The organism is Mastigocoleus testarum BC008 (assembly GCF_001456025.1).
In the GTDB taxonomy this organism is placed as follows: Bacteria; Cyanobacteriota; Cyanobacteriia; order Cyanobacteriales; family Nostocaceae; genus Mastigocoleus; species Mastigocoleus testarum.
Genome location: NZ_LMTZ01000040.1, coordinates 1 through 26,288 on the forward strand (window position 1 = coordinate 1; position 26,288 = coordinate 26,288).

Here is a 26,288-nt window from a genome sequence, read left to right on the forward strand (position 1 = left end):
TTCTCGTAAGTCTATGGAGTAAGCTTTCATTTTACCCGTTGACGCACCAGAGCTAGTGTACCTCATTTACCTGCAATCTGCTGTAATTTCTCCATTCCCTTCTTTCATTGTCAAATGTGACTTCTAAATTTTTTGCTTCTTTTTCAATTTCCTCAATTTCAAGTTTCAAATCATCAATTTCTACTTTTATGTCTTCTGGTGATTTTTCCAAAGAAGTAATTATTTCTATAAGTTCGGCTTCTTCAAATTCTTTCACAGAAATTTCCGCGAGAATTTGAGAGAAGTCAGCCGATTGAGCAGCTAAAGTTTCTAATTCAACTTCATCTGTATATTTCTCTTCTGTAATCGCATCAGATATTAATTGAATGCGATGTTTACGAATTTCTAACTGTTCCCAATCACCTTTAATATTTCTGAGTTCAAAAGAACGAACTATTTTGATGTCATCAGGTACAGTAAAACTTGCTGAAGCTTTATACCAACCATTTTCTAATTGGAAGTTTTCTGTAATTCCTGAAAATTCTTCAATATCTTCTGAATCGCGATTCGCTTTACCCCAATAGGAAAATTCAAAAGCTTTGACTCCCTGATCATTGACATTATTGGGGTCAATCTTACTGTCATCTAACTTGAACTCAAAACTTTCTACATAAGTTGCACGTTGAGTGACAGCGAATGTCTCATCATTTGTGTATTTAACAGCCTGAGTTGCATTATCCTTTAAAGTCCGATCCAGGGTAACCGCACTCACAAATGGGTCGCCACATACAGTACCATTGTTGCCATAAACGGAAAAATCAACCACTTCCCGTTGGTCGTCTTCTACAATCGCACCTAATCGCCAATAACCAACTAAACCAGCTTCTTTTCCGCTCAACCGGAGATACATACTGTCTTGAATTTCTTGAGGTCTACGGGCTTTATTCCATACTCTCACATCTGCAATTTTACCAGTGAAGAAATTACTTTCATCAGTTCCCCCAATCCAAAATTCCGGATTCCATTCTTCGTTATTATTTCCAGGATTTTGATTATCTAAGGTTTTACTGATAACCTGTTGACCATTTCTACACAATGTCAGGGTTGTTTTTTTCTGCTTGTGATTATAGGAGAAGATACCAGCATAATGTACCCATTCTTTTGCAGTTACGGGATTGGGGTCTTCTATCTGCTCAAACCCTTCATCACCTTCATCTTCATCAAAAAGAACCTTGAGAACTACATGATTATTATTAAGTGACAACTGCATTAGTTGACCTTTCTCACCAATAATTAATTGCTCTGTTGTTGCTACTTCTGGTACATAAATCCAAGCAGAATAAGTTTCTCCAAAGGAATAGTTTACAGAAGGTTGTTTTAGTTCTAGAGCAGGAATATCAATACAATCTCCGCCATCAAAGCTAATTCCTCGTCTCTTGCGAGATTCAAGTTTGACATTAGCAGCTAACCCCGGTTCCCACTGCACATTAATTGTAAAGCGACCGTCTTTGTCGTCTTTGTCGTCTTTGTCGTCTTTGTCGTCTTTGTCGTCTTTGTCGTCTTTGTCGTCTTTGTCGTCTTTGTGTTGAATATCTGTTACCGGATAGGTGCCATCATAGCCTTGTGTATCTAGGATTTGCACCACATCACCGCTTTCTAACCCATGATTGGGACTAGTAATTTCTAACTTACCATCTTCTGTCCGCTTAAAAGCCGTAATAATCCCATCAAATATTAAAACACTTTCTTCTTGGGGAATAACTTCCCAACTTCCAACTTGCCAATTTTGATTATTTCCATTCTCGCTATCAACCCATTTTGCCTCAATTTCAAAGGTATTATCATCAACTATCTTAGCAGCTACATGATAGCCGTTATAGTGGGTTGTCCCTTGAATTTTGACGTTATTCCCAGATTTTAATTCTTGTATATTTTCGGAAGTAATTTGAACGCGATCGCCATCTGTTCGACTTATCCGGGTAATTGTACCCCCAGCAGGTGGAGTACTGTCTGCGAACGCTGTAATTTCATCCAGGGTATTCAAAGGTAACAAGATATTACGATTATTACTACGCAATATTTCTGATGATTCTGGGTTCTCAGATATTTGCGATAGTGTCCCATCTTTTGCTGCTGCAAAACTTAACGCTGCGGTATTTCCTTGACTGGTAGGAATTACCAACATTACCTTTGTCTTATCTTTAATAATTAGTTGAGGTTCCTCGCTTTGGGTTGGACGTTCAACCTGAGTATCATACTTTGTTGCAGATAGACTAGCTATTACCTCTAAAACTTCACCATTCTTATCTTTCAAATCTAAGCTACGTCGAATAATTCCTGGAATCTGACGAGGTATCAAAATTTCCGGTTCTCCGGGTTTGGGGTCAAACACAGTATAGTCTTTGACATCAAATAGTCCCTCTTCGGAGGCTCGAATTGAGATTAACTCAACTTTTTTACTGTCGTTATTGTAAGCAAATATATGCCATCGGTACTTATCAAGTTCATTGGTTGGTAACAAAACTACGGAAAACCAGCCATTATGTAAATTATTTAAAAAACTAATTTCCGTTGTCGGTTCATAGAATGGATTACCATCCGTATCGCGATAATTCAAAGAGTCGAAGCTAGAGATTCCATTCCCTTGGGTATTTCCATTACTTTCCCAAGGTTCATATCTTTTCCTACTACGCTTGTAGCGAACTTCTATTTTCCGACCAAGATTGTTGGTTAGTTGATCTAAAACGAAGCGATCCACCAATAGGGTATTGGACTTAGATTGTCGGAAAACGTATAAATGTCCTAATGCAGAGACTAGTTGAACTGGTGCTATGGCAGATTTATCCTTGCTTTCATAAAGAGAGTGAATAATAAATTTACTTGGATTGCTTTTATGAGTTAATTCTTTCTTTTCCTTTTCTGCTACTGAAGTATCGACTTCCTCATCAGGAAACTCCAATTGTCTCCAATCTTCCCACCCAGTTTCGCTATTGTAATTGTTCTCATAGCCATCTTGTTTAACTGTATAGTAAATATTGCTCTCACTATCTGTTCCAAATAGCACTACCTTTCCCTCATGGGTGACGCTGTTAATATGTTGAACTGATTGTTGAGTTTGAAGCAGCATGAATTTATCCTTTAGCTTGTTACACAGTCACAAAGGTTTCAACTTTACTTGTTATTTAATTTTTTGTTCCTTAGTTAAGCAACAATTCGCTATTTGTGCTTAAGCCAATTAACCAATGATTTTGTACCAAGATGAGACCCGTATTATTCTGATTTACGCATTTTTTATGATATTTTTGCTAATTCTCCATAAAATTTAATTTTTTGAGATATTAATTAGCTCGCCGTAGGCGCGGTCTGTTTTGACTTTTGACTTATGTCCTACGGACACGCTATGCTAATGACTTTTGACTTGCGCGCAGCGCCATATGATTTACCGATTTATCCTGTTGTTATCTTTTCCTTTGACAAACCAAAACGTCCCGAACCTCAAAGTTATAGTGTCAGATTTACCGACTTAAATGTACTGGAATTTAATTTTACTGCTATTCAACTAAATCGTTTGAGTTGGCGCGATTATTTAACTCAGAAAAATCCGGTAGCAGCAGCGTTAATGGCGAAGATGAATATCCCAGTAAAAGAACGTCCCCAGGTAAAAGCTGAATGTCTCCGCTTGTTAACCACCTTAAAGTTAGATCCGGCGCGGATGCAATTAATTTCTGGGTTTATAGATGTCTATTTGGATTTGAATCCAGCAGAGAAAGAAATCTTTAAAGCTACAGTCGATAAAATAGGATTAAGCAAGGAGGAAGTATATATGGAAATTACAACCAGTTGGGAACGAAAAGCTGCTAAGAAAACACGAGAAGAGATCGCACTGAATATGCTAAAAAAGAAAATGCCTGTAGATGAGATTGTAGAAATGACAGGTCTAAGCACAGAAGAAGTGGAGCGATTAGAAGCACAGTTGCAAAAAGAAAATTAATGTTCCAACTCTGTTTGTAAAAAATAGAATTATAAGACTACTCGACGGTGCGTTACGGCGCTTTTGTAAAGGTGACCTGGAACAAATATATAGCCGCGCGCCTAACACACCCTACCTTATAAATCCTCAAAAATCTGCACAGGAGTCCTATATGCAAGAATGGATCGAGACTGCTGAATAATTAGGACACAGCATTCCCAACCGAAGCGACATTGACCCTAGCAATTCTCAAAAACATTAAAAAAATCGATCTGCCGTCAGGCGGAAAAAAGTAAAGCAGTGTAAAGGGGAAAACGATAAAAGTATAAAGGGCTACAAAACAACCCCCCCAACCCCGCAGACCACACGAAAACCAACAAAGCTGTAGTTGACGCGATCCGCCCCATTGTAGTAACTGCGAGACGCAGAACGGCAGTACTCAGAAATGACGTTCCAAGAACCGCCCCGCAGTACTCGAAGAGATTGATTATCATTATTAATCCATGCACTACCATCTGTGGGTGCTCCTTCATAATTTTTATGCCGAGTATCTTGACACCACTCCCAAACATTTCCGTGCATATCGTACAAACCAAAAGCATTAGGGGGAAAACTTCCTACTTCTGTTGTTGTTTTTCTGTAAACTCCTTTGGGTGCAGAAGTGTAGGGTGTTGCAGTTCCACGATAATTAGCCACATCAGTAGTAATTGTTTCCCCAAGATGAAATGGTGTAGTTGTACGAGCACGACAAGCATATTCCCATTCGGCTTCGCTGGGTAATCTGTAATTACGCCCGGTTTTTTCACTTAGCTTTTGACAAAAATTCACTGCACCATTCCAAGATACTCTTTCTACAGGTCGATTATTACCTTTGAAATAAGCAGGATTATTCCCCATAATCTCTTGATACTGGGCTTGGGTGAGTTGATATCTACCCATGAAGAAACCTGGTACTGTAACCTCATGCTGAGGACCTTCACTATCATCTCTCCCTGCTTCGCTACTTGGAGAACCCATGGTAAATATCCCCGCTGGTATCTGTACCATTTCCAAGCTGATACCATTTCCCAAGTCTTCGATAAAGTATTGGGCGTTTAAATTTCTGCGGTTGGTAATGTTTCCCTTTGCATCGATCGTGACGGTTTCAAAATTAAAGGTTGGTAGAGACGGGGTTGGGGTTGGGGTTGGAGTTGGGGTTGGAGTTGGGGTTGAAGTTGGGGTTGGGGTTGAAGTTGAAGTTGGAGTTGTCTGTGCTAAACGTAGATTTAAGTTACCTTGCATTAATTTACTCCCCACAACACTTAAACCAACTCCTGTTCCCAACCAAGCCAAAATTTTCAGTATTTCCCGTCGTGATTTTGGGTTGAGTTGAGGTTTTCGTTTTGGTTTGGGTTTTAGTGCTGTAACTGCATCTATCGCATCAAATGCACTTTGATACCTTTCGCTAAAGTGGTATGACACCATCTGGCTTAAAACATTAGCTGTTCTTTCGCTAACATTTGCCCAGTTTCGCCAAATCACTTCGCCATTTTTTGGATCTTTCGGTAGTTCATGGGGTTTTATCCCCGTCAAAGCGTATATTGCAAGCATCCCGATCGCATGAATATCGCTACAAAGCTTTGGTTGTCCGTAGGCTTGTTCGCTAGGCATATATCCCGCTGTTCCAATTGCGATAGAAGGGATAGTTTGCCCTTGGGGATTCATAATCAAAGTGCTGATTTCTTTGACTGCACCAAAGTCGATGACAACGATTTTGCCATCTTTGTGACGACGCATTAAGTTTGCTGGTTTGATGTCGCGATGAATAATATTTTTATTGTGGATTACTGTAAAAACTTCCAATATCTCTTCTAATAACTGGATTACTTGTGCTTCACTCCATTGTTTTCCAGGAAGTACTTCTTTACTTAAATCTTGTCCATCAACAAACTCTTGGACTAGATAAAATTCCCCATTTTCCTCAAAATGAGCAAATAGTTTGGGTATGCGGTCGGATTCATTGCCCAAACGATATAAAACCTGGGCTTCACTCTCAAATAACCTTTGAGCGATTTCTAATAGTTCTGGATTGGGATTACTTTTGAGTCGTTTGACCACACATTTGGGATTTTTGGGTAAATCAATATCTTCGGCTAAGTAGGTGTCCCCAAACCCACCACTTCCGAGAACTTTAAGAATTTTATATCGGCTTCGGAGTATTTTACCGACATGCATAATTTACCCAGGCTCTGTGTTGATTGGTTTTATTTTGCCATAGGAAAGATTGATTTTGAATATTTGAAAAGTTAGCTTTATAGGAAAATGACAAATAACAGATAACCATTGAAGCATGATGACTTACAAAGGCTACACAGCAAGTATTGAAGTTGACGCTTCGCTACGAAATCATACTTTACTGGAGTGAAGAAGACCAAGTATTTATTGCAGAAGTACCAGAATTACCCGGTTGTGCTACAGACGGTGAAACATATTAATAAGCACTGCAAAATGTGGAAGTGATTATGCAAGAATGGATCGAAACTGCTGAAGAATTAGGACGCAGCATTCCCAAACCAAAGCGACATTTGATGTCGGCGTAATATCAAAACACATAGTTATGATTGACCACGACCGTTTATTTAAAGAATTAATTTCAACATTTTTTATTGAATTTATTGATTTATTTTTACCGCAAGTTGCTAGTGAAATAGATAGAGATACAATTCAATTCTTACCCCAGGAAGTTTTTACAGATATTACATCTGGGGATAAGAAAGAAATTGATTTATTAGCAAAAGTCAAATATCAGCAGCAAGATACTTTTTTTCTGATTCACATAGAAAATCAATCTTACACCGAGTCAGAATTTCCTAAAAGGATGTTTAAATATTTTGCTCGGTTACATGAAAAATATGATTTACCGATTTATCCTGTTGTTATCTTTTCCTTTGACAAACCAAAACGTCCCGAACCTCAAAGTTATAACGTCAGATTTACCGACTTAAATGTACTGGAATTTAATTTTACTGCTATTCAACTAAATCGTTTGAGTTGGCGCGATTATTTAACTCAGAAAAATCCGGTAGCAGCAGCATTAATGGCTAAGATGAATATCCCAGTAAAAGAACGTCCCCAGGTCAAAGCTGAATGTCTCCGCTTGTTAACCACCTTAAAGCTAGATCCGGCGCGGATGCAATTAATTTCTAGATTTGTAGATGTTTACTTGGATCTGAATTCAGTAGAGGAAGAAATCTTTATGGCTGCAGTCGATAAAATAGGGTTAAGCAAGGAGGAAGTATATATGGAAATTACAACCAGTTGGGAACGAAAAGCTGCTCAGAAAACACGAGAAGAAATCGCACTGAATATGCTAAAAATGGGGATGACTGTAAATGAGATTATAAAAGCTACAGGTCTAAGTACAGAAGAAGTGGAGCGATTAGAAGCAAGTTTGCAAGAGGAAAATTAATGTTTCAAATCTGTTTGTAAAAAATAGAATTACGCCTAAATAAAATTACTCTACCTTGTTAGAAGTTAACGATCGCAGTTAATGGGAAACAAGCGATGAAAATTTTGAGTTACAGCAACAGTCCGTTGCTGTAAAATGCTGCTGTAAGAATAGCGGATGAGAAAAGGCGTGAGTGAGGATTTTGTATGATATGCATTGACCGAAGTAATACCGTCACTGTTGGACTGGACCTGTTCGCTGTTGCACAGAAACATCAAACAGCCCTAATTAAAGCTATCGTTGAGGAACAAATTCCATCGTGGACTTCCAATCCTTGTTTTCAATCGGCTAGCGTACATCAAAGCTTGGATGGAGTAAGAGTATTCACCTACAGTCAGTGGAATCCTAAATTTGACCATCGCAGTTTACCGCGTACAAAAGTTTTCAATGAATTTTTTCCCCCTGATTCCTTGTTATTGGAAGTAACTGCTAGCAGATCGATATCAGCAGAAGTAGAAATTGTTTCAGGGGAACAGGTTACACATCTTGCTGAATTTCGAATGATGCCAGATAATCAGCCCGAGATGGTCAAACGCACGTCTTCAGAACTTGAGCGCGCAATGAGTTCCTCACCAGGGTTACTTTCAGCAACATTTCATCGCAGTTTGGACGGTAACCGAATGTTTAACTACGGTCAATGGGAAAGCAAAGAAGCATTTGAAGCAATTCTCAAACAACCTGGTTTCAATCCAGATAAACCTTATTGGGAAGGCTTAGCTCGCAATGAGTTTCATTTGTACAATGTTGTTCATGTACAAACCGCAGGATAAACATTAAATAAAATTACTCAACGGTGCGTTACGGCGCTTTTGCAAAGATGACCTATAACAAACATATAGTCGTGCGTGTAACACACCCTACTGGACTGACACAGCTAAAATAGTGCATTAGCAAAATCCAAAAATCATTAATTGAAATAAATTTTAGGACAAATCTATTGCATCATTTTAGGCGTGTCAGTCCACTAGAAATTTTCATCAAAAAACTTTTTCTACTTTCCCGAAATCTCTCACACCTGTTTGGTAATAGTTATCAGATGGTCAAGGATAAATAACTCTATCAATACGTTTATAAAAATCAGGGGAATATAACCCCATCCAAACCCAGCCATACGGTTGGGTTTTTGGTTATGGTTTAGGGTCTAATTGTGATTCTAAGATTAAAATTTATTCGTACTCAACTTTTTTCCCATTAGATAAAGTTCGCTACATAAACCAATTACCCGTTACCCATTAACAATTACCATTCACTGCGTTAGCAGTGCGGGCGTATACCCATTACCCATTACCCATTACCAATTACCCATTACCCAATCAAATTTTCTCTTTCGCTGGTGGAACAAGTCCAGTTTTATTTAATCCTGCATCAATTTCTTTAAGTAGCTGAAAATCTTCTTCTAATAAACAATAACTATTACTACTAGGTTGTTTTTCCAAAAAAGCAAAAGCTTGTCTAAACTGATCTGGTTCTGCTGCAATTGGTGATTCTAAATGACAAGGAATAATCCTTGTAAAGTCCCAACTTGCAACCTTATTAGCCCAATCAATGGTTTCTTGGGGAGCGCGGTTAAGAATCAGGGTTTGCAAAATTGGTGCGACAAATAATCTACCGTTACCCCGCAAAGCATCAAATGAACGTTTCCAATCGGGTTTCCATCTAAAGGGATACAAGCCGAAATAACCTTTGGAAGAGCGATCAGAGGCTTTGAAAGCATCGCGGAATGCTTTACCCCATTTGGGTATTTCTAATACGCTTGGTCGAAAATACATGCCAAATAGGGCTATACGCTGCCATCCTTTACGACGATTTTCTTCAGTATTTTCCAGTACTTCTAATGCATTATCTCTAGCATGAAATAGTAAGGGGTATGGATCTAATTGGATAATTGCAGGAGGACATTCTGGGATCGAAACTACCGAGTCTGTTACTAATAAGGTGTGCGATCGCTTGTGGAAAAATGCAACTTCTGCAAATCTACCCGATCCCAATTCAATGGGACCGAGAATCTCATATTCAAATTCATTCCCAAAGGGGGTTTCACTACTGTCTGTTGGGAGTATTTTGGTACGTTTTGGGGGAAAACCCAGCCAACTTAAGGGTAAGCTTACCGGAAAACTCCACTGTTTAGGGGCGACAAACACCTGAGCGTAAGGAAAAAATCTCGCAAAGGGACCAACAAAAATTTTATGTTCTAGTCCAGAAATAGTTGGCAAAATAATATACTTAATATCGCCATGTTCTGCAACTAGTTCCTTAACTAACCGAATGCATTCAGGGGTAGGTGCAACTGGTGCATATACTAACAAACCACCTTCTTCTAATTTCACCACAGTCATGCGGATGGGAACCACAACATAGAAAATTCCCTGTAACTGGTCGAAGGTCCAAATGGTGTTTTCTATTACTTCTTTACGAATTGTCCGGCGTTTACCAAAGGGGTAGATTGGTAAAGTAAACCAAAAGCGCCATGAATAGTCGCTTGAATTATTGTTTTGTCCTTGTGTTTTCATTATGGTTTAAGCCGCTCGGGTAACCCCTTTCAAATTCCCAACTTTTTCTTATATTTCTATATTTTCCTTACTAGCCGGGAGTTTAGCAAATTTTTCGGCAGTTAAATGTTTTTCTAGAACTCTACCTGTATTAGTTTGTAGACTTTTGCAGGATATGAAGTGACAGACTTAACACCCCTACATGGATCGATATAGGTCAAGGAAATGTGATGTAAATATATGGTTAACAACTCAAACCTTTGTAAATATTCTATTAGCAATATTCAGTGGTATTAAATAATCCAAACTATTAGCGATTTGTCAAGCTAATTTATTTGTTGTTCGCTACGTTATGCAATATACAATGTGTAATGGATTGCTAATTTACATCTGAAATCAAATACGGGATGCGATCTATGTCCAATAAAATATTTGACACCAATATTGAGAATTATCACGTTTTATTAACACCAGAAGAAGTTAAGTCACAATTACCTTTAACAGATTTAGCAAGGGAAACAGTTTTAAAATATCGACAAGAAATCAGGGATATATTAGATCTTAGGGATCGAAGAAAGTTTATAGTAATTGGACCTTGTTCAATTCATAATACAGATTTAGCTTTAGAATATTCACAAAGATTAAAAAATTTATCAGATAGAGTTAAAGATAAAATTCTATTAGTGATGAGGGTTTATTTTGAAAAACCCAGAACGACCGTAGGCTGGAAAGGTTTAATTAACGATCCAGAAATGGATGATTCTTTTCAGATCGAAAAAGGTATATTACTGGCGCGTAAGTTGCTGTTACAAATTGCAGAGTTAGGATTACCCGCAGGGACAGAAGCTTTAGATCCAATTGTTCCCCAATATATCAGTGAATTAATTGCTTGGTCTGCGATTGGTGCTCGTACTGCAGAATCACAAACTCACCGGGAAATGTCAAGCGGACTTTCTATGCCTGTGGGTTTTAAAAATGGTACTGATGGTAATATTCAAGTAGCGTTAAATGCTTTGCATTCAGCGAAGAATCCTCATCACTTTCTTGGTATTAATAAACAAGGGGAAGTGAGTGTAGTTCAAACTAAAGGAAATGATTACGGTCATGTAATTTTGCGGGGTGGAAATGGTAAGCCTAATTATGACCAAACAAGTATTCAGTTAGTTGAAGAACAATTAAAGAAAGCTAATATATCACCAAGACTTGTAATTGATTGCAGTCACGGTAATTCAAAGAAAAACTATACTTTGCAAGCGAGTGTTTTAGAAAATATTGTTCAACAAATAGTTGATGGAAATACATCAATTGTTGGAATGATGATGGAATCTAATTTACATGAAGGGAATCAAAAGATTCCTAGCAATCTTGAAGATTTAAAGTATGGTGTTTCTGTCACTGATGCATGCATTGGTTGGGAAGAAACTGAAAGAATTATTTTGGATTCTTATGAAAAATTGTAAAAAATAAATCACTAGGGTGCACTGATGTGCACCTTTAAAGTTTAGCCATTACCAATTACCTTGAGCAACAAAAAGTACTGTTAAATATGGTTTAGTGATAAACCCTCCATGAGCATTCAAGATTTCTGCGATCGCACGGATTATTAAATGTTAAATAAAGTAATTACTTACGTGGTGATTTATGTATCTAAAGTCTCAGTAGAAAATAGCGAGACTGAGGCACCTTATCAAGAAGGTTGTTTTCTAATTCAAGCATTTTCTGAAGAAGAAGCGCAACAAAAAGTAGCTAAATATATAGAGCGTTACGAAAATAATGTTTCTTACAAAAATGTGTATGGACAAACAGTAACCTGGAAACTTCAGGAGTTGATGTCTGTCATGGGAACATTAGATCAAAATTTAGATTTTGATGAAGAATTTGTGGATATATACGCAAGAAGTTTCGACGATTTCGATTCTTACTATCGTTTGTTTGAGGAAACAAAAAAGCCCAAAGATACTGATTAAAACGTGAGAGGAACAAAATTACTTACAATGCAGATTCTATAAACCTCATATAACAAAAATTCTTACGGTGTAATCTAGCCAATTAGTGTCTGAGTCGACTATTTTCTTCTTCTATTCTGGTCAATTACCCACCACCAATTACCAATTACCAATTACCCATTACCCATTACCAATTACCCATTACCCATTACCCATTACCCATTACCCATTACCAATTACCAATGCGCAAGTTTCTAATCGATACAGACACCGCTTCCGATGATGCTGTTGCTTTAATTATGGCGTATCAATGGTCAGATATTGATGTTGTTGCAGTGACGGTTGTTAATGGTAATGTTTCTGTCGAGCAGGGAACTAAAAATGCATTATATACCTTGGAGGTATGCAATGCTTCTACACCTGTATATATCGGTTGTGGTCAACCAATTTTACGACAACATGCTTATGCTGATTGGTTTCATGGAAGCGATGGAATGGGAAATATGCATTACCCTGAACCAACTTTGAAGCCTCAGTCGGAACATGCAGTAGATAAAATTATTGATACTATTAGACAATATCCGAACGAAATTACTCTTGTTACTTTGGGACCGCTAACAAATATTGCTGTTGCATTGCTACGTGCTCCAGATATTGCACCTTTGGTAAAACGATGTGTAATCATGGGTGGTGCAGCAAACACTGTAGGTAATGTAACACCTGCAGCTGAATATAATATTTGGGTGGATCCCGAAGCTGCTAAAATTGTTTTCCATAGCGGTATGAATATGGAAATGGTGGGATGGGAATTAAGTCGTCATGATGCAGCTTTAAGTGTTACTGAAATAGAAAAAATAAATCAATTTAGTAATAAAAGAGCAAGTTTAGCAATAGACAGTAATAGAACAGCAATAGAAGCTTCAATAAATATCCAAGGTGCATCCGGTTTAACTTTAGCCGATCCCGTTGCAATGGTAGTTGCTTTAGATCCAAAAATCGTCACCCATCAAGGTAAATATTTTGTAGATGTGGAAACTCAAAGTAAATTGACTCGGGGTGCGACAATTGTAGATGAGTTAGGAGTACTCAAGAAAACTCCAAACATGAATGTTATTTGGTCAATTAATGTATCGCGCTGGAAAGAACATTTATATAATTGTTTGCAGTAAGATTCCTACACTGATCAGACTTTCCACACTCGACTTAATTCCTAGAAAGTTGGTCGGTCTCCCGGACATATTTTCTTCTTTGTAACTTCAATACACTGGGGTTTGAGAGTTTGGACTAGAGATGCAAACTGTTTACTGTTCTTAGAATCAAGGGCTAAAGTTGCAATATGTTCGTAAACTATCTTACCCCGATAATCAAGAGTTACTTTTTCTCTTTCCCCAGTTCCAAATCTTTGGAAAATTTTTCTAGCTAATTCACAAGATAGAGGAAAATTTCCCATAAAAATTTTTCCATCATCGGCTTGGTAATTCCAATGGACAATATAATCTGCTGCTCTATCCTCACAAAAATCGTAGGTTAACTCGATCATTTTAGCGAGGTGTACTTCATAGAGTCGTAAGTTTTTTTCAATTTTGGTAATAGTTGTTTGATCGCTAACTTGGAAAGTCGCTTGTCGAGACTTAAAATCTCCTCCTGCTCCAGCAAAGTTAATATAAGCATTTGGTACGGGAATTGCGACCGCTTTGCGCATCCCCAATGGGGTTATCGCTTTTAGAATAAAACCAAAGCTGATTAAGAGAGAAATAGCAACATAGGAGCAATATTTTTTCATAACATCAACCGAATTAGGGAATCATTCGGTAGTATGCACCGGTTAATGGCTTACACCTTAGTTAAACTAGGAATAAGCAAGAAATAATATTTTAAGTTCTAATTTTTAAATTTTTTAGATTGGAGAATTTAGATTTGAGAATTTAGATTTTAAAATGAATTTGATTAAAACTGAATATTATCTAGGAAAACTTCTCATAATTTTGAAGTTCTTTACTTTTTATTTGATAATGCGATAGGCGATCGCCATCCAGTCATCTAATTTTTCACAATCTATTTTTGTAAAACCATTTTCGGAAAAAGTTGTGGTTATAGCTTCTTCATAATCTGAGGTAAAACCAGCTGCGATTAATATTCCCCCATGTTCGCTATTCTGACGCAACGCTTGCTGATAATCTGATGCTAAAGAAATATGAATCCGTGCAAAAATATTAGCAACAATCAGGTCAAAATTATGTTGGGCTTCGATAGCTCTTACCTTATCAATAGTATCCCCACCCATCCAATGTCCTAGGGTACTCCCATGTCCTAAACTTCCTTCCATTACTTTCACTAGTTTTTCTACACCATTACGATCTACTGCATCCTGAGTTGCTTGTACCGCAACTTGATCGTTATCTATAGCTAAGACATTTGCTCCTAACTTGGCGATCGCTACACTTAGAATCCCCGATCCAGAACCGAGATCGAGGATATTCATTTCAGGTAAAACATGACGTTCCAGCAATTTCATACTCAGAATAGTTGCTGGATGCAAACCACTACCAAAAGCTAGACTCGTTTCCAGTTTAATAACTATCTCCTCTGAGGTATCAGGTATATAGTCATTGTCTGGAGAAAGAATCACAAAGCGTTTTCCAATTCGATGTAAATGATTAACTTTTGCTGCTGAATCTGGCTTTTCTTCAACTACAGCGACTTGTAAGTTACTAGACATCCCGGTACGCTGCAAAGGTGATAGTAAATCGTCGATTTTATCAATGATTGTATTTGCGTGGATATCATCAGCTAAATACAAACAAATTTTAAAAGCCCATTCAGATTCAGGTTGATTTAATTTGCTATTCAGCCCGTTATATTTTGCAATCCGAACATCACCACTATATTTAGCTTGCGTCAACAAAGTACAAACCCAGTCAACAGCTTCTTCTGTTGTACCTACACTTAACTCAATCCATTGCATATTTTTTACATAATATCGATACATTCTGAGAATAGTACCAAGCTGCAAAAAATTCTAGCAATAGAAATTCTAGCCCCAAAAATGCATTTATCAATAACAAATAAAATTATCGTAGGGTGTGTTAGGCGCGCAAGAGAACCTCTTTCCTTAGTTATCTTTATCACAGTACCGTAAAGCACCACTATATAAAATCAATATACTAGCAATCAAAATTCTAATTAGAAACTTCTAATTGTAAAAACCTTATTTTTTAAGAATATTTTTCATTTTTTGCACTAAACCCAAATCTCTTGCAACTGTTACAAGCTGTCTAGATATAGGGAGATTATCAAACCATTTTAAATCTGTATGACAATCACTGCGAGAACTTCGTTGTCCTCCAAAACTTGGGGTTGGGATTAGTCTCACAGTATCTTGATTCTGACGAGAAAAAATATTAAGTACTCCGTCAGGAGACATTGGTCCACCTTCAGGATGTCCTGCTGGTCTCTCTAACAATGTCTCAAAGAAGCCAATTAGTTTGTCAAATACTTTACTATTTACCGCGTAAAAGTGAGTACCGATTAAATCTCCCGTAAATGGTTGATATGTCGCAAGTTTACTACCTGTGGGTAGTTCTGAATTCTTTTCGGGAAAATAACCAAACTGAACGATATCCCAATTTGTTTTTTGCAGTTGCTCGATCAGACTCTCCTCATATTCACAAAAATTTTCTGAGAATTCTAGATCGTCTTCCATAACTAGAACATTGTCTAACTTTAATTCCCTTGCTTGTTTTAAGATACTCAGATGACTTAAAAATACTCCTCTGTATCCTATAGATTTAAATGGACCTGCACTATCTGGTCTAATTGCAGAAAAAAGCTCGATTTTCCCTGGCTCGAAGGACATTTCAAACCTTTTAAGTTCCTTTTCCATCCCTTTACGCCGATCCACTCTTTCGGGCAGATTAATAACATATGCTCGCTCAAAAAAATCTATAAATTTCATTTATTTTTCCATATAACTTTTTTTAAGTTATATCAGGTTATGTATCATTTTATTAAAGTGTTTTCATAGGGTTATTAAAGGATTACTGTGGTATTTCTCTATGCATTTTTTGCGACACACCAAAATTGTATAATTACAACATGTTGTAATTACAAATAAATAGGAAGTATAGAACACATCTGCATAATATTTATTTACGCAGATGGAACATTCCTAAATAAAGAAACAAGTGTAAAAAAATACTATTCAGGGAAAAATGACTGATTCTATTTTTATTTACTTTTTTCTTTGACTGTATTTGACTGGAATATATTTAACTGAAATATATTTAGCTTAACAAAGTGTATTTACTGATAATTTGATACACTTCATCTACACCATGACCCCTCTTAAATTCAAACTCTCTCGGGGTATCTTCACCAGAAAGCCAAATTTTGATCTCAGCATCTAAATCTAAATGTCCAGCACCTTCCTTACTAAAATATTTAATCGACTTATAAGGAATTGATAGATATTCAGTTTTTTTACCAGTTAGTCCTTGTTTATTAATCAGAATTATTCTGTGATTAGTAAAAACAACTAAGTCTCTAATTAATTTAAATACCTTATCAACCTGTTCTCCTTCTACCATTAAAGGTATAAGTTCTTTCTCCAACTTCTCTGGGTTAACTTCCGACGCGTTACCCATTATTCCACTTAAAATTCCCATGCTATCTCCTTTGGTAATGATTAATAGAATAATTAACAGATTCAATTATTTATAGTCACTGATTACACATTTATGTGCTGACTACATCTATTTTAAACAGTCGCTTACACTACCTCAAATGAAGAGAGATTAATGGATATTTTGGTTAACAGTTGCTTCCCCCACAAAAACTTTGACGTAAAACTCGTAATGTCTCTTCGGTTGTCCAAACTGTATTTGCAATCATCCGAAAATTTATTAAAGCGGCTTGATAACCATCTCCTTCTGAGACTTTAGCACCAGCTGTTGCATCTATAACTACAGCAACTTCAAAACCTTGTTCTAGTAGCTCTCGCAAATGAGATTCTACACAGAGATTAGCAGACATGCCTCCTAAGATAACTTTATCAACTTTTTGTTTCCTCAATTGCAAAATTAAATCGTTGTTTTCTGGACCATATATTTTATGAGGACTACAGATGATGGTAAAACCATCATCTATATAAGCCTTATACTGCTCCAAGCAATCGGCTCCAGAACCTATAAATCCCTCTAATTTGAGAGAATCTTGACGATTGAACATTCTGATGGAGTGCATCAGTTTTTCTACTGCACCTCCAAATTTCCATCCATAATCAGTAGGGTAATAATAATGGGGAGAAATGAACAAAGGTAAATTGTAATCTTTAGCTGCTTTCATCAAAGTAGCGATGTTAGCAATAGTATTGTTTTCTGTAACGCTTTCGCCTACAACTCCCCAAGCTACTCCGTTAGGACTAAGAAAATCGTTCTGCGGGTCTACAATTACGATTGCAGTTCGTTCTGAATCGATTGTCATTCCAGGTAAGGGAAGTGTCATGACTTTAATCTCCGTATTCTGTGACATTTTTTGTTTGAGGGTCTTTTAATAAATAAAATCCCCCTGAGCCGAGTTTCAATACTTTTGCAATTCCCTTCTGCTTACCACTTTTCACCAAAGGGTCGAATTTCGACATCAAATGACCAAGCAGATTGTGCTTGATGAACGACGTGAAATATTTCTTCGGCAATATCTACGGGTTGACAAAAGAAATCTTGGGATTGTTTAGGGTTACGATCTAGAGGTTCAGTTCTTAAACCTTGAACGGGTAACCCCATCGACCAAGGAGTAGCAATAGCCGCATCAATAGTAATGTAAGCTACGTGTACTCCTTTTGGTCCCAAATCTCGCGCTAATGACTGCGTCAGAATACGTTGGGCTGCTTTGGTTGGTGCAAATAGGGTATAACTGGGAATACCCCGCCAAGCTGCAGTATTACCCGTAACTACAATTGTTCCCTTTCCTGCTGCAATCATTGCTGGTGCTAATTCGCGAGCTAAGTAGAGCAAAGAGGTGGTGTTGACGCGGAAATTACGCTCTAAATCTTCTGGTTCGGCTTCTAGAAAATTACCAAAGGTTGCTCTTACTGCATTATGGATTAACACAGACGGATTACCCATCTGTGAGCGTACAATTTTAATAGTTGCTAGCAGTCCACGCAAATCTCCAACATCGCAAATATGAGCTTTTGTATTAGGAAGTTCGCTTTCTAGTTTTTTTAAGCGATTTTGATTACGAGCTACCATTGCTACTTGATAATTACTTTGAGCAAAACGACGGGCGATCGCTGCTCCAGTACCATCACCAACTCCCGTAATCATACATACAGGTTGGTTCATATTACACCTCCTTGGATAGCTGGCGTTTTAAAGATAGCGGATCTATACTGCAGCTATTTTGCTGTCAGACTTCAAATCTTTTTCTACCTCTTGAATCCACTCGGAAGTTGTCATCACTTGGCTAATAAAGCTCTGCTGAACCACTAAAGTCGAACGATGTATTTCTTCTGCAGAAGCTGATGCTACTTTAGTTTCAAAATCTAGAGTACCAGTAGCATCTGAGAGAAACTCTACCGATAAACCAAGATGTGAAGCTTGTCGAGCGGTCGTATCGCAACACACCTGAGTCATGTACCCAGAGATAACTACGGTGTCAATATCATGTTTTCTCAGCCAAGCTTCTAAATCTGTACCAGTAAAGCTTCCAGGAAAATTTTTCTCAATTAGCAAAGTGTAAGGTTTATCGGCAATTTTTGGATGTAATTGCCATTGTGGACTATCTTTGCAGAAAATTTCTGTATTTTCGTCTAGTTGAGTATGTTGGATAACGATTACCGGAATCTCGCGGGAGATCGCAACATCAATTGCTACTAGAATATTATCCAAACTCCCTGACGGATAATATACAGGAAGTTGACCAGTAAAATACTCATTCTGAACATCAATCACTAGTAAAGCTCGTTTTACAGTTTTACTTTTGTGTGAAAGTGTCATAGTTCTAATCTCCTTAAACTAGTTTTCCTTTAATTTCTCTAACAGTTTGCTCTGTAAGTGTTACGCCACTTATGCTCCAGTCAGAAGCATCGTGTTCTTCGAGCAGAATCCAGACATATTTTTTGAAATCAGGGTCACCACCACCTTCGATTTCAACCATAAGTTCAGTAATGCGTTGATAAAGTTCTTGTTTTTTGTCTTCATCTAACAGTCCTTTGACTGTACGAATGTTGATCAAAGGCATAGTTTTACTCTTATTGTGTAGTAAAGATTAAAGATATTTCTACTATTGGTTTGCAACTGTCAGTCTTTCTTGAAGAGTAGACTGTAGGTTTGTAAAATCAGTTGACAATCGTTCGATATCAGCCGTCAGTTTTTCTAAATTATTTGTATTGCTGCTATAAACTCCTGAAAAGTAGTTGTTAGAACGCTCTATCATCGGTCTAGTTACATGATATTCGCCAGTATTGGTCAACAAACTAAGTAAATCTGGTCGGGCATAATGACCTACAGCATCATGCAGATGTGCCCAATCTGCAATCGTATTTAAGTCAAGGTCAGCAATTATAATTCCTTCCCGATCTTTAAGGGGTTCAGCCAAATATTTACCTCCAGGAGCAATAATAGCCGATTTACCACCACCGAGTTTGATTTTATCCTTCTGATACTCGGTTTGACAGAGTTTCTCATAACCCGCTTGGTCTAAAGTTCCATCTGCTTTGAGGACAAAACATTCACCTACATGGGCATGATATCGGGAACATAATTCGGAGGTCATCTCAAAAATATCGTCCCAAAGAGCCATAGCACCACCTCCAACCCATGAAGCTACATGAATTTGAGGATGCTGGGCAATCATAGCGTGGCGCATTAAGTCCATTGAATGTTCCCAGCAAAGTAAGCCGCTAAGACGATATTCATCAAAGTCCCAGGTTTTAATATCACTTCCGTTACCAAGTCCCCAGTGAGCTCTTTCTGCATGGGTAGGCATAATCTTACGATGTTTACCCAGAAGCTTACCCAGCCTATTGATAAATATCAGTGTATTGTAGCAAGTATTACCTTCCCGCTCGCTTACCCCCATAACCACATCAATATTATTTGTACGAGCAACATTGCACAAGATATCAGTAGTTTTACTAGGAATTTCTACGCTATTAAGAAACCATTCCTTGAATAAATCTCTATACCACACAGGTGCTCCCAGCCAAAGATGATAGGGATAACCAGGTATAAATGATTCTGAAAATGCTACTAGTTGTGCACCTTGTCCTGCAGCTTCTTCAATCAGCGCTACCGCTTTGTCTAAAGTCTTTTCGCGGTCGTAGAGTATGGATGCAGCTTGTACCACTGCTGCTTTGATAGTGGGAAATACATCACCCATAATTTGCCTCCTAGAGAGTTAGTTAGATTTTATGTGACTGGTCGTATTTTGATTAAGCAAAAAAATAGCTAAGGATGATTCGTGAAATTCTGGTATCTAATGCTCATATAGCCAGACAACTATCGACCATAAGTTTGCTAAATTGCTTTAATGGTTCTACAAACTTTTCAATTTACATTCTCAGCAATATTCCTTCGTAGGCATTAAAAATAGATTTCACTATATCCTTAATATACGACTAGTCGTCTACTATTTTTCTAGCCTTGTTATAAAACTTTATTGTTGTCGATTATTTTATTGTGAGCGAATGAAGAGAATTGATTTGAAAGGGGAATCGTAAAACTTTGTTTATAAATTGGGCAATAGTATCAAAGTTTTCAAGTACTAAGCTACTTTGTCTGGAAAATATTTTGTACCATTTTTTTATCCGTACCTGCTGCTGCTTGATCTAACTCTGCGACTTCACCAGAATCTAACTCCCAACCCAAAGCACCAATATTTTGCTGCACCTGCTCCAAATTCTTAGCTCCGGGAATTGGGATAGCGCCTTTACAAATACACCAGTTAATTGCAACTTGAGACATGGTTTTATTTCTCGATTTTGCCACTGCTCGCAAACAATCTAACAGCGATCGCGCCCCTGGTAATAATTGTCTAAAAAGTATGCTGCGAATCCCTTTAGGAAAAGAACTCTTATCTGGGTTGTTACCTGAGTTTTTACTTGAATATTTTCCCGTTAAAATTCCCAAAGCTAAAGGGCTATAAGCAATTAACTTTATTCCTAACTCATCACAAACCTCTTTAATTCCCAGTTCTGTAACGGGATAGGTAGATAACAAAGAATACTGTACTTGTAAGGTTGCGATCGGTACTCCTCTTTCAGTAAATTTTTGGTGTACTTTTTTTAATCTTTTGGGTCCAAAATTAGATAGACCCACACCTTTAACTAAGCCTTGCTCGTACAGATCGGCTAACCCATCCAAAAGTGCCCATTCTTGCCATGGGGCATAATTAGCAGTAGACCAATGTAACTGTACCAAATCAATATTTCTACCCAAGCGTCGAGCAGAAGAGTTTCCTGCAGATACCATAGAACCACGGGTTAATCTCCAGGGATATGCTGCTAACTTAGTAGCGATGCAAATATTATCTTTATTGACACCTATATACTCATTTTGAAAGCGTCCTAAAAGTTCTTCACTACGTCCATTTAATTTACCAGTACCGTAGGAATCGCCTGTATCAAATAAAGTCACCCCATTAGCTACACACTGATTAAATACAGCTTGTAGCTCATCATCCATACTTTCATCATATCCCCAGAGTAATCGATTACCCCATGCCCAGGTTCCGCAACCCATTGAGGGAAGATAAAGTTTTTGGTTAGTCTGCACGATCGGTTATCAATTATCAGTTAACAGTTTTGTAGGGTGTGTTAGGCGTCAGCCGTAACGCACCGCAAATTATTGGTTTTGTTAAATCTTAGCCATAACGCACCGCAAATAATTATGGGTTTTGTTAGACATAAGCTCTTACCAACTCCCACAAATATGATAAATCTTTAAGCAGACACCTCAATAATTAAAACTCATACACAATTTATGAATAAATAAATCATCCAAAATTCTATAACAATGGCATGATATGTATGACGCGAACACACTGGAGATAAAACAACGGTTTACGCACGTCCCCTAGCCCGCTTAATCGAACAATTGCAACGCTTACCGGGAGTAGGTCCAAAAACCGCCCAACGCCTAGCATTGCATATTATCAAGCGCCCAGAAACAGAAGTTGAAGCCTTAGCGCAAGCTTTAATGGCTGCGAAAAAACAAATAGGTTTATGTAAAGAATGTTTTCACCTATCAGCAGAACCAATTTGTGAAATTTGCCGTAATCCCAACCGCGATACCCGTACAATTTGCGTGGTCGGAGATTCCCGTGACGTAATTGCTTTAGAAAAAACCCGCGAATTCAAAGGAAAATATCATGTTTTAGGTGGAGTAATCTCGCCAATCGATGGTATCGGACCAGAACAATTAAATATTCAACCACTAGTTAGACGAGTAAGTCAGCTACAACCAAAAGAAGTAATTTTAGCAATTAGCCCCAGTATAGAAGGGGAAACAACTACGTTGTATATTGGACAATTATTAAAACCATTTACCAAAGTTACACGAATTGCTTTTGGTTTACCCGTAGGTGGTGACTTGGAATATGCCGATGAAATAACTTTAGCTAGAGCCTTGGAAGGTAGGCGGGAATTGGAGTAAAGGGAGTGTGGGAAGTGTGGGAAGTGTGGGAAGTGTGGGAAGTGTGGGAAGTGTGGGGAGTGAGGGAGGATAGGGAAATAGGGAAAACCAAATTACTCCTTACTTATTACTTTAGGACTTACGCAAAATTAACGTAATTACGTCATTACGTATGACTAACGTCACGCTTTGCTAACAGCTACGCTGCGGGCTAGCGTTAGCGACGTAATCTCCTGAGACGCTGGGATTGCTATCTCCTAAACGGAGACGCTGCGCTAACCCTACACTGTGTTCCGGTCGCAATGACAAATCTATGTCCTACGGACACGCGATGCTAACGTTGCGTAAGTCCTATACTTATTACTTATTACTTATTACTTATTACTTATTACTTATTAGGGAACAGGGAACAAAAAATGTACTAATCTAAAAAAATAGCGCTATAAATGGTTTTTTCAGAGTTAAATACGTTTTCCTCGCTGATATTGATGTAATATTCCCAATAAAGCAATTCCTAGCCAAAAGACCTGAATAGCAATTACTGGCCAGTTCCTAACCCAGAGTAATTGAGGAATTAAAATTATCGCCACCAAAAAATTCCATTGATGAAATTCAATAATTCCCAACCTTCCATTCAGAAATAACAAGTAACTTGATGAATATCCAACTGTTGAACACCAAGCTAGAATGTGCACACCTACGTAGTGATTACCTGCAAATATAAAGCTTAAAGCACAACCCAGTGACAGCATCATAAATCTTTGAAAGATTGGTTTTACCCATTGAGAAAGTATTAGTGGGTAGTTGACTATTTGACTAATAGTAATTAAACCCCAGAAAAAGTTAATGAAAACTGAAGGCCATGATGCCTTAGCCACAGAAACAATCATAACTAAAGCAGCAGCTATAACATTTAGATTTAGATATATACGTTCTGTTGATATAAAACCGGTTGTGAGTAAAATATATGCTGAAATATAAGTAGCTGTTCCAAGCCAACCTAGCATTTCTACAATCATAAGATTCATAAAATTTACTTAACGGTGATATGGAGTTAGCAATACTTGTCTAATTAACCCTTCAGAAATATGGCATTGCTTAATTACAAGATGACTTTGTCTCCTAAATCCCTAAATTTGGCAGAATGAACTTACCCTTGTAGGAGGTGTTGCAAAGATATTTATAGGACTTTAAATACCGAATTCTTATCTACTGAAGCTCAATTAATTACCATGAGCCTCAACAAAAATCCCTGGAACTAATATGGAACAAAATACTATCATTACTTCTAGTGATTTCGTTTTCATTTTCTCGTGCTCCTAAAGTAATAAAGGTCTTCAAGTGATTTCTGACCTGTTAACTTTAGTTTCCTTTTTGTAATTCCATTTCCATTACTATCCACTGGCTAGTTCAACCCATCCATCCAGAGACTTCTGAGATATCATCCACTTGGACACAAATTCCTTTCCCTAAAATCATCTAAACTCAAAGAGTCCGCTAACTGCACAGATTAAATGACTCGCTGGTTCAACACTGCTGGTCCCTGCAGACCAGACAAGCACTACATGCTCCCACCCACAAGTCGTTTACCCGACTTGGAAACCCTGATCGAACAAGAAAGTTATTTTGTCGTTCACGCACCGCGACAAACTGGTAAAACCACAGCAATGCTGGCGTTAGCGAAACAATTAACTGCAAGTGAACGCTACACATCTGTAATGGTATCGGTGGAAGTGGGAAGCGCTTTTAATCAAGATCCAGGTGCAGCAGAATTAGCAATTTTAGGAACTTGGTACGATACAATTTCCATAAGATTACCCGATGAGTTCCAACCACCCATTCTGAATCAACAACAAAAAGAAGAACCAGGACGCAGAATTCGAGGTTTTTTCCAGGCTTGGGCAAACGCTTCACCAAGACCTTTGGTAATATTTATTGATGAAATCGATTCTTTACAAGACCAAACCTTAATTTCAGTATTGCGACAGTTGCGGGATGGTTTTCCCAATCGTCCAGAAAATTTTCCCTCATCTATGGGATTAGTTGGTTTGCGCGATGTGCGCGATTATAAAGTTGCATCCGGTGGTAGTGACAGACTAAACACAGCTAGTCCTTTTAATATTAAAGTTAGTTCCATTACTCTGAGAAATTTTAACGCCGCAGAGGTTGCACAATTATATCAACAACATACAGAGGAAACAGGACAAGTTTTTACCCCAGAAGCGACAGCAACAGCTTTTGATTTAACCCAAGGACAACCTTGGTTAGTCAATGCATTAGCTAAGGAAGTTGTGGAGAAAATGGTCAGGGATAGAAACATTCCTATTACCCGCGAACATATTTTCAAAGCCAAAGAAATATTAATTGCTCGTCAAGATACTCACCTCGATAGTTTAGCCGAACGTTTACGGGAACCAAGAATAAAAGCGATTATCGAACCGATGTTAGCAGGTTTGGAATTGGGAGATATACCCAACGATGATATTCAATTTGTAATTGACTTGGGCTTATGTAAAATTCATCCCCAAGGTGGATTAACTATTGCAAATCCAATTTATCGTGAGGTTTTACCCAGGGTCTTAACAGTTACACCAATGGCTTCCCTACCAACCATCGCACCGACTTGGTTAACCCCGGAAGGTGAACTGAATTTAGATTCTTTGCTAGAAGCATTCATCAAGTTTTGGCGACAGCACGGAGAACCATTATTAAGAAGTACTAGCTACCATGAAATAGCACCCCACATCGTGTTAATGGCTTTCTTGCATCGCGTCGTTAATGGTGGTGGAACCCTCGAACGGGAATATGCGATCGGTAGTGACAGAATGGATTTATGTTTGAGATATAAAACCGTTACTTTAGGAATTGAATTAAAAGTATGGCGGGATAAGAAGCGGGATCCCCAAGAAGAAGGAATTGAACAATTAGAATCCTATTTAGCCCGTTTGGGATTGAATGAAGGTTGGTTATTTGTGTTTGATAGACGTAAAAATGCTTTACCGATTGAAGAACGTTTATCAACCCAGATTATTAATACCGACAATCAAAGAGCTATTACTGTGATTCGAGCTTGAAGATGGTTAATATTTAGCAACGGATTAGCAACGAATGGGTTAACTCATCCGTTGATTATGGGAAAAACAGATTTCTATCAGTTTCATCCATTACCAATTACCAATTACCAATTACCAATTACCAATTACCAATTACCCATTACCCATTACCAATTACCAATTACCCATTACCAATTACCCATCACCCATTTACAAAATAATCTTAATGTGATATTCAGAAATAGCAGTTTTAAACCCATCTTCCGCACCCTAACTGTCACACACCAAGGGGATGAGATTTTTTAGTACATATTTATTAAACAAGACTTAGATATTCATGAGACTAATGGGAAGTTATCTCATTAAATTTGGGATCTATCAAAAAGTATTTTGAGTTGAAGTCTTTGATGAGGCTAAAAAGATTCTTAAAAAAGTAAGAAAATATTTTTGCTCGAAATAATAATGTGAGAATTTAAACAGAATTGTGTTGTAAAATTCTGTTTTTATGTTTGATATAAAAGATGTTGAAATACAAAATATAGACCATTTAGGGATAGTAGCAGGAATCGTAGATTCCATTGGATTAGTAGAAATAATTAATGATTTATTAGGGTCAAAACCAGGAGAAAAAGTCAGTGCAGGACATGTTGTCAAAGCAATGATTTTAAACGGATTAGGATTTGTGTCTAAACCGTTATATATGTTCCCGAAGTTTTTTGAGCAAATAGCTTGT

25 protein-coding genes and 1 pseudogene are annotated in these 26,288 nt (G+C 37.7%); 12 read left to right on the forward strand and 14 right to left on the reverse strand.

Annotated features, from left to right (window positions below):
- Positions 1-52 precede the first annotated feature (52 nt).
- The gene (locus BC008_RS07970; RefSeq protein ID WP_058183408.1) at positions 53-3,106 is read right to left on the reverse strand and encodes a LamG domain-containing protein; all 3,054 of its coding nucleotides are present in this window, start codon (positions 3,104-3,106) and stop codon (positions 53-55) included.
- Positions 3,107-3,361: 255 nt separating this feature from the next.
- On the opposite strand from BC008_RS07970, the gene BC008_RS07975 reads away from it, so the two are divergent.
- Positions 3,362-3,970, forward strand: a complete 609-nt coding sequence (locus tag BC008_RS07975) for an RpnC/YadD family protein (protein ID WP_058183409.1) — start codon at positions 3,362-3,364, stop codon at positions 3,968-3,970.
- 312 nt (positions 3,971-4,282) lie between these two features.
- On the opposite strand, the gene BC008_RS07980 is transcribed toward BC008_RS07975, so the two are convergent.
- On the reverse strand, positions 4,283-6,163 hold the full coding sequence (locus BC008_RS07980; protein WP_058183410.1) for a bifunctional serine/threonine-protein kinase/formylglycine-generating enzyme family protein: 1,881 nt from the start codon (positions 6,161-6,163) through the stop codon (positions 4,283-4,285).
- Between the two features lie 152 nt (positions 6,164-6,315).
- Here BC008_RS07980 and BC008_RS07985 point away from each other — a divergent pair.
- From BC008_RS07985 to BC008_RS07995, 3 genes and pseudogenes are all read left to right on the forward strand, one after another.
- A pseudogene (locus BC008_RS07985) lies at positions 6,316-6,528 on the forward strand (type II toxin-antitoxin system HicB family antitoxin).
- Positions 6,529-6,545: 17 nt separating this feature from the next.
- The gene (locus BC008_RS07990; RefSeq protein WP_058183411.1) at positions 6,546-7,397 is read left to right on the forward strand and encodes an Rpn family recombination-promoting nuclease/putative transposase; all 852 of its coding nucleotides are present in this window, start codon (positions 6,546-6,548) and stop codon (positions 7,395-7,397) included.
- Between the two features lie 185 nt (positions 7,398-7,582).
- On the forward strand, positions 7,583-8,206 hold the full coding sequence (locus BC008_RS07995) for an antibiotic biosynthesis monooxygenase family protein (protein WP_058183412.1): 624 nt from the start codon (positions 7,583-7,585) through the stop codon (positions 8,204-8,206).
- Between the two features lie 543 nt (positions 8,207-8,749).
- Here BC008_RS07995 and BC008_RS08000 read toward each other — a convergent pair.
- Positions 8,750-9,946 carry a DUF4336 domain-containing protein gene (locus BC008_RS08000; protein WP_027846767.1) on the reverse strand — a complete coding sequence of 399 codons (1,197 nt, stop codon included), beginning with the start codon at positions 9,944-9,946 and terminating at the stop codon, positions 8,750-8,752.
- A gap of 395 nt (positions 9,947-10,341) precedes the next feature.
- Between BC008_RS08000 and BC008_RS08005 the strand changes: the two genes are divergently transcribed.
- The 4 genes from BC008_RS08005 to BC008_RS08015 all read left to right on the forward strand — a co-directional run bounded on the left by BC008_RS08005 (position 10,342) and on the right by BC008_RS08015 (position 13,040).
- On the forward strand, positions 10,342-11,385 hold the full coding sequence (locus BC008_RS08005) for a 3-deoxy-7-phosphoheptulonate synthase (protein WP_027846768.1): 1,044 nt from the start codon (positions 10,342-10,344) through the stop codon (positions 11,383-11,385).
- Between the two features lie 147 nt (positions 11,386-11,532).
- Entirely contained in the window at positions 11,533-11,892 is a 360-nt protein-coding gene (locus BC008_RS08010; RefSeq protein ID WP_058183413.1) for a DUF4288 domain-containing protein, read from the forward strand.
- A gap of 85 nt (positions 11,893-11,977) precedes the next feature.
- On the forward strand, positions 11,978-12,154 hold the full coding sequence (locus tag BC008_RS50380; protein ID WP_201026094.1) for a hypothetical protein: 177 nt from the start codon (positions 11,978-11,980) through the stop codon (positions 12,152-12,154).
- The gene (locus BC008_RS08015) at positions 12,114-13,040 is read left to right on the forward strand and encodes a nucleoside hydrolase (protein WP_027845448.1); all 927 of its coding nucleotides are present in this window, start codon (positions 12,114-12,116) and stop codon (positions 13,038-13,040) included. The genes BC008_RS50380 and BC008_RS08015 overlap by 41 nt, the downstream gene beginning before the upstream one ends.
- A 41-nt stretch (positions 13,041-13,081) precedes the next feature.
- Here BC008_RS08015 and BC008_RS08020 read toward each other — a convergent pair whose 3' ends face one another.
- The 10 genes from BC008_RS08020 to BC008_RS08065 form a co-directional block, all read right to left on the reverse strand.
- Positions 13,082-13,654, reverse strand: a complete 573-nt coding sequence (locus tag BC008_RS08020; protein WP_058183414.1) for a hypothetical protein — start codon at positions 13,652-13,654, stop codon at positions 13,082-13,084.
- 219 nt (positions 13,655-13,873) lie between these two features.
- Positions 13,874-14,836 (reverse strand): 50S ribosomal protein L11 methyltransferase, encoded by a 963-nt coding sequence (locus tag BC008_RS08025; protein ID WP_027845449.1) that lies wholly within the window; start codon positions 14,834-14,836, stop codon positions 13,874-13,876.
- Positions 14,837-15,079: 243 nt separating this feature from the next.
- A complete protein-coding gene (locus BC008_RS08030; protein WP_027845450.1) occupies positions 15,080-15,826 on the reverse strand; it encodes a glycosyltransferase family 25 protein in 747 nt (248 codons plus the stop codon).
- Between the two features lie 328 nt (positions 15,827-16,154).
- Entirely contained in the window at positions 16,155-16,535 is a 381-nt protein-coding gene (locus tag BC008_RS08035; RefSeq protein WP_027845451.1) for a PH domain-containing protein, read from the reverse strand.
- 145 nt (positions 16,536-16,680) lie between these two features.
- Entirely contained in the window at positions 16,681-17,373 is a 693-nt protein-coding gene (locus tag BC008_RS08040) for a cysteine hydrolase (protein WP_235595822.1), read from the reverse strand.
- 101 nt (positions 17,374-17,474) lie between these two features.
- The gene (locus tag BC008_RS08045) at positions 17,475-18,212 is read right to left on the reverse strand and encodes an SDR family NAD(P)-dependent oxidoreductase (RefSeq protein WP_027845452.1); all 738 of its coding nucleotides are present in this window, start codon (positions 18,210-18,212) and stop codon (positions 17,475-17,477) included.
- Positions 18,213-18,254: 42 nt separating this feature from the next.
- On the reverse strand, positions 18,255-18,866 hold the full coding sequence (locus tag BC008_RS08050; protein ID WP_036267336.1) for a cysteine hydrolase family protein: 612 nt from the start codon (positions 18,864-18,866) through the stop codon (positions 18,255-18,257).
- A 13-nt stretch (positions 18,867-18,879) separates the two neighbouring features.
- Positions 18,880-19,110 carry a tautomerase family protein gene (locus tag BC008_RS08055; RefSeq protein WP_027845454.1) on the reverse strand — a complete coding sequence of 77 codons (231 nt, stop codon included), beginning with the start codon at positions 19,108-19,110 and terminating at the stop codon, positions 18,880-18,882.
- A 42-nt stretch (positions 19,111-19,152) separates the two neighbouring features.
- On the reverse strand, positions 19,153-20,250 hold the full coding sequence (locus BC008_RS08060) for a carbon-nitrogen hydrolase family protein (protein WP_058183415.1): 1,098 nt from the start codon (positions 20,248-20,250) through the stop codon (positions 19,153-19,155).
- 389 nt (positions 20,251-20,639) lie between these two features.
- Complete coding sequence (locus BC008_RS08065; RefSeq protein WP_027845455.1) at positions 20,640-21,644, reverse strand: aldo/keto reductase; 1,005 nt, start codon at positions 21,642-21,644, stop codon at positions 20,640-20,642.
- A 312-nt stretch (positions 21,645-21,956) separates the two neighbouring features.
- On the opposite strand from BC008_RS08065, the gene recR reads away from it, so the two are divergent.
- On the forward strand, positions 21,957-22,523 hold the full coding sequence (recR, locus tag BC008_RS08070; protein ID WP_072207699.1) for a recombination mediator RecR: 567 nt from the start codon (positions 21,957-21,959) through the stop codon (positions 22,521-22,523).
- A 440-nt stretch (positions 22,524-22,963) separates the two neighbouring features.
- Here recR and BC008_RS08075 read toward each other — a convergent pair whose 3' ends face one another.
- Positions 22,964-23,530, reverse strand: a complete 567-nt coding sequence (locus tag BC008_RS08075) for a CBU_0592 family membrane protein (RefSeq protein ID WP_036269289.1) — start codon at positions 23,528-23,530, stop codon at positions 22,964-22,966.
- 486 nt (positions 23,531-24,016) lie between these two features.
- On the opposite strand from BC008_RS08075, the gene BC008_RS08080 reads away from it, so the two are divergent.
- The 3 genes from BC008_RS08080 to BC008_RS08090 form a co-directional block, all read left to right on the forward strand.
- Entirely contained in the window at positions 24,017-25,576 is a 1,560-nt protein-coding gene (locus BC008_RS08080; RefSeq protein ID WP_058183416.1) for an ATP-binding protein, read from the forward strand.
- Between the two features lie 57 nt (positions 25,577-25,633).
- Complete coding sequence (locus BC008_RS51205) at positions 25,634-25,861, forward strand: hypothetical protein (RefSeq protein ID WP_072207700.1); 228 nt, start codon at positions 25,634-25,636, stop codon at positions 25,859-25,861.
- A 199-nt stretch (positions 25,862-26,060) separates the two neighbouring features.
- A partial coding sequence (locus BC008_RS08090) for a DUF4277 domain-containing protein (protein WP_153009509.1) occupies positions 26,061-26,288 on the forward strand: 228 nt, incomplete at its 3' end.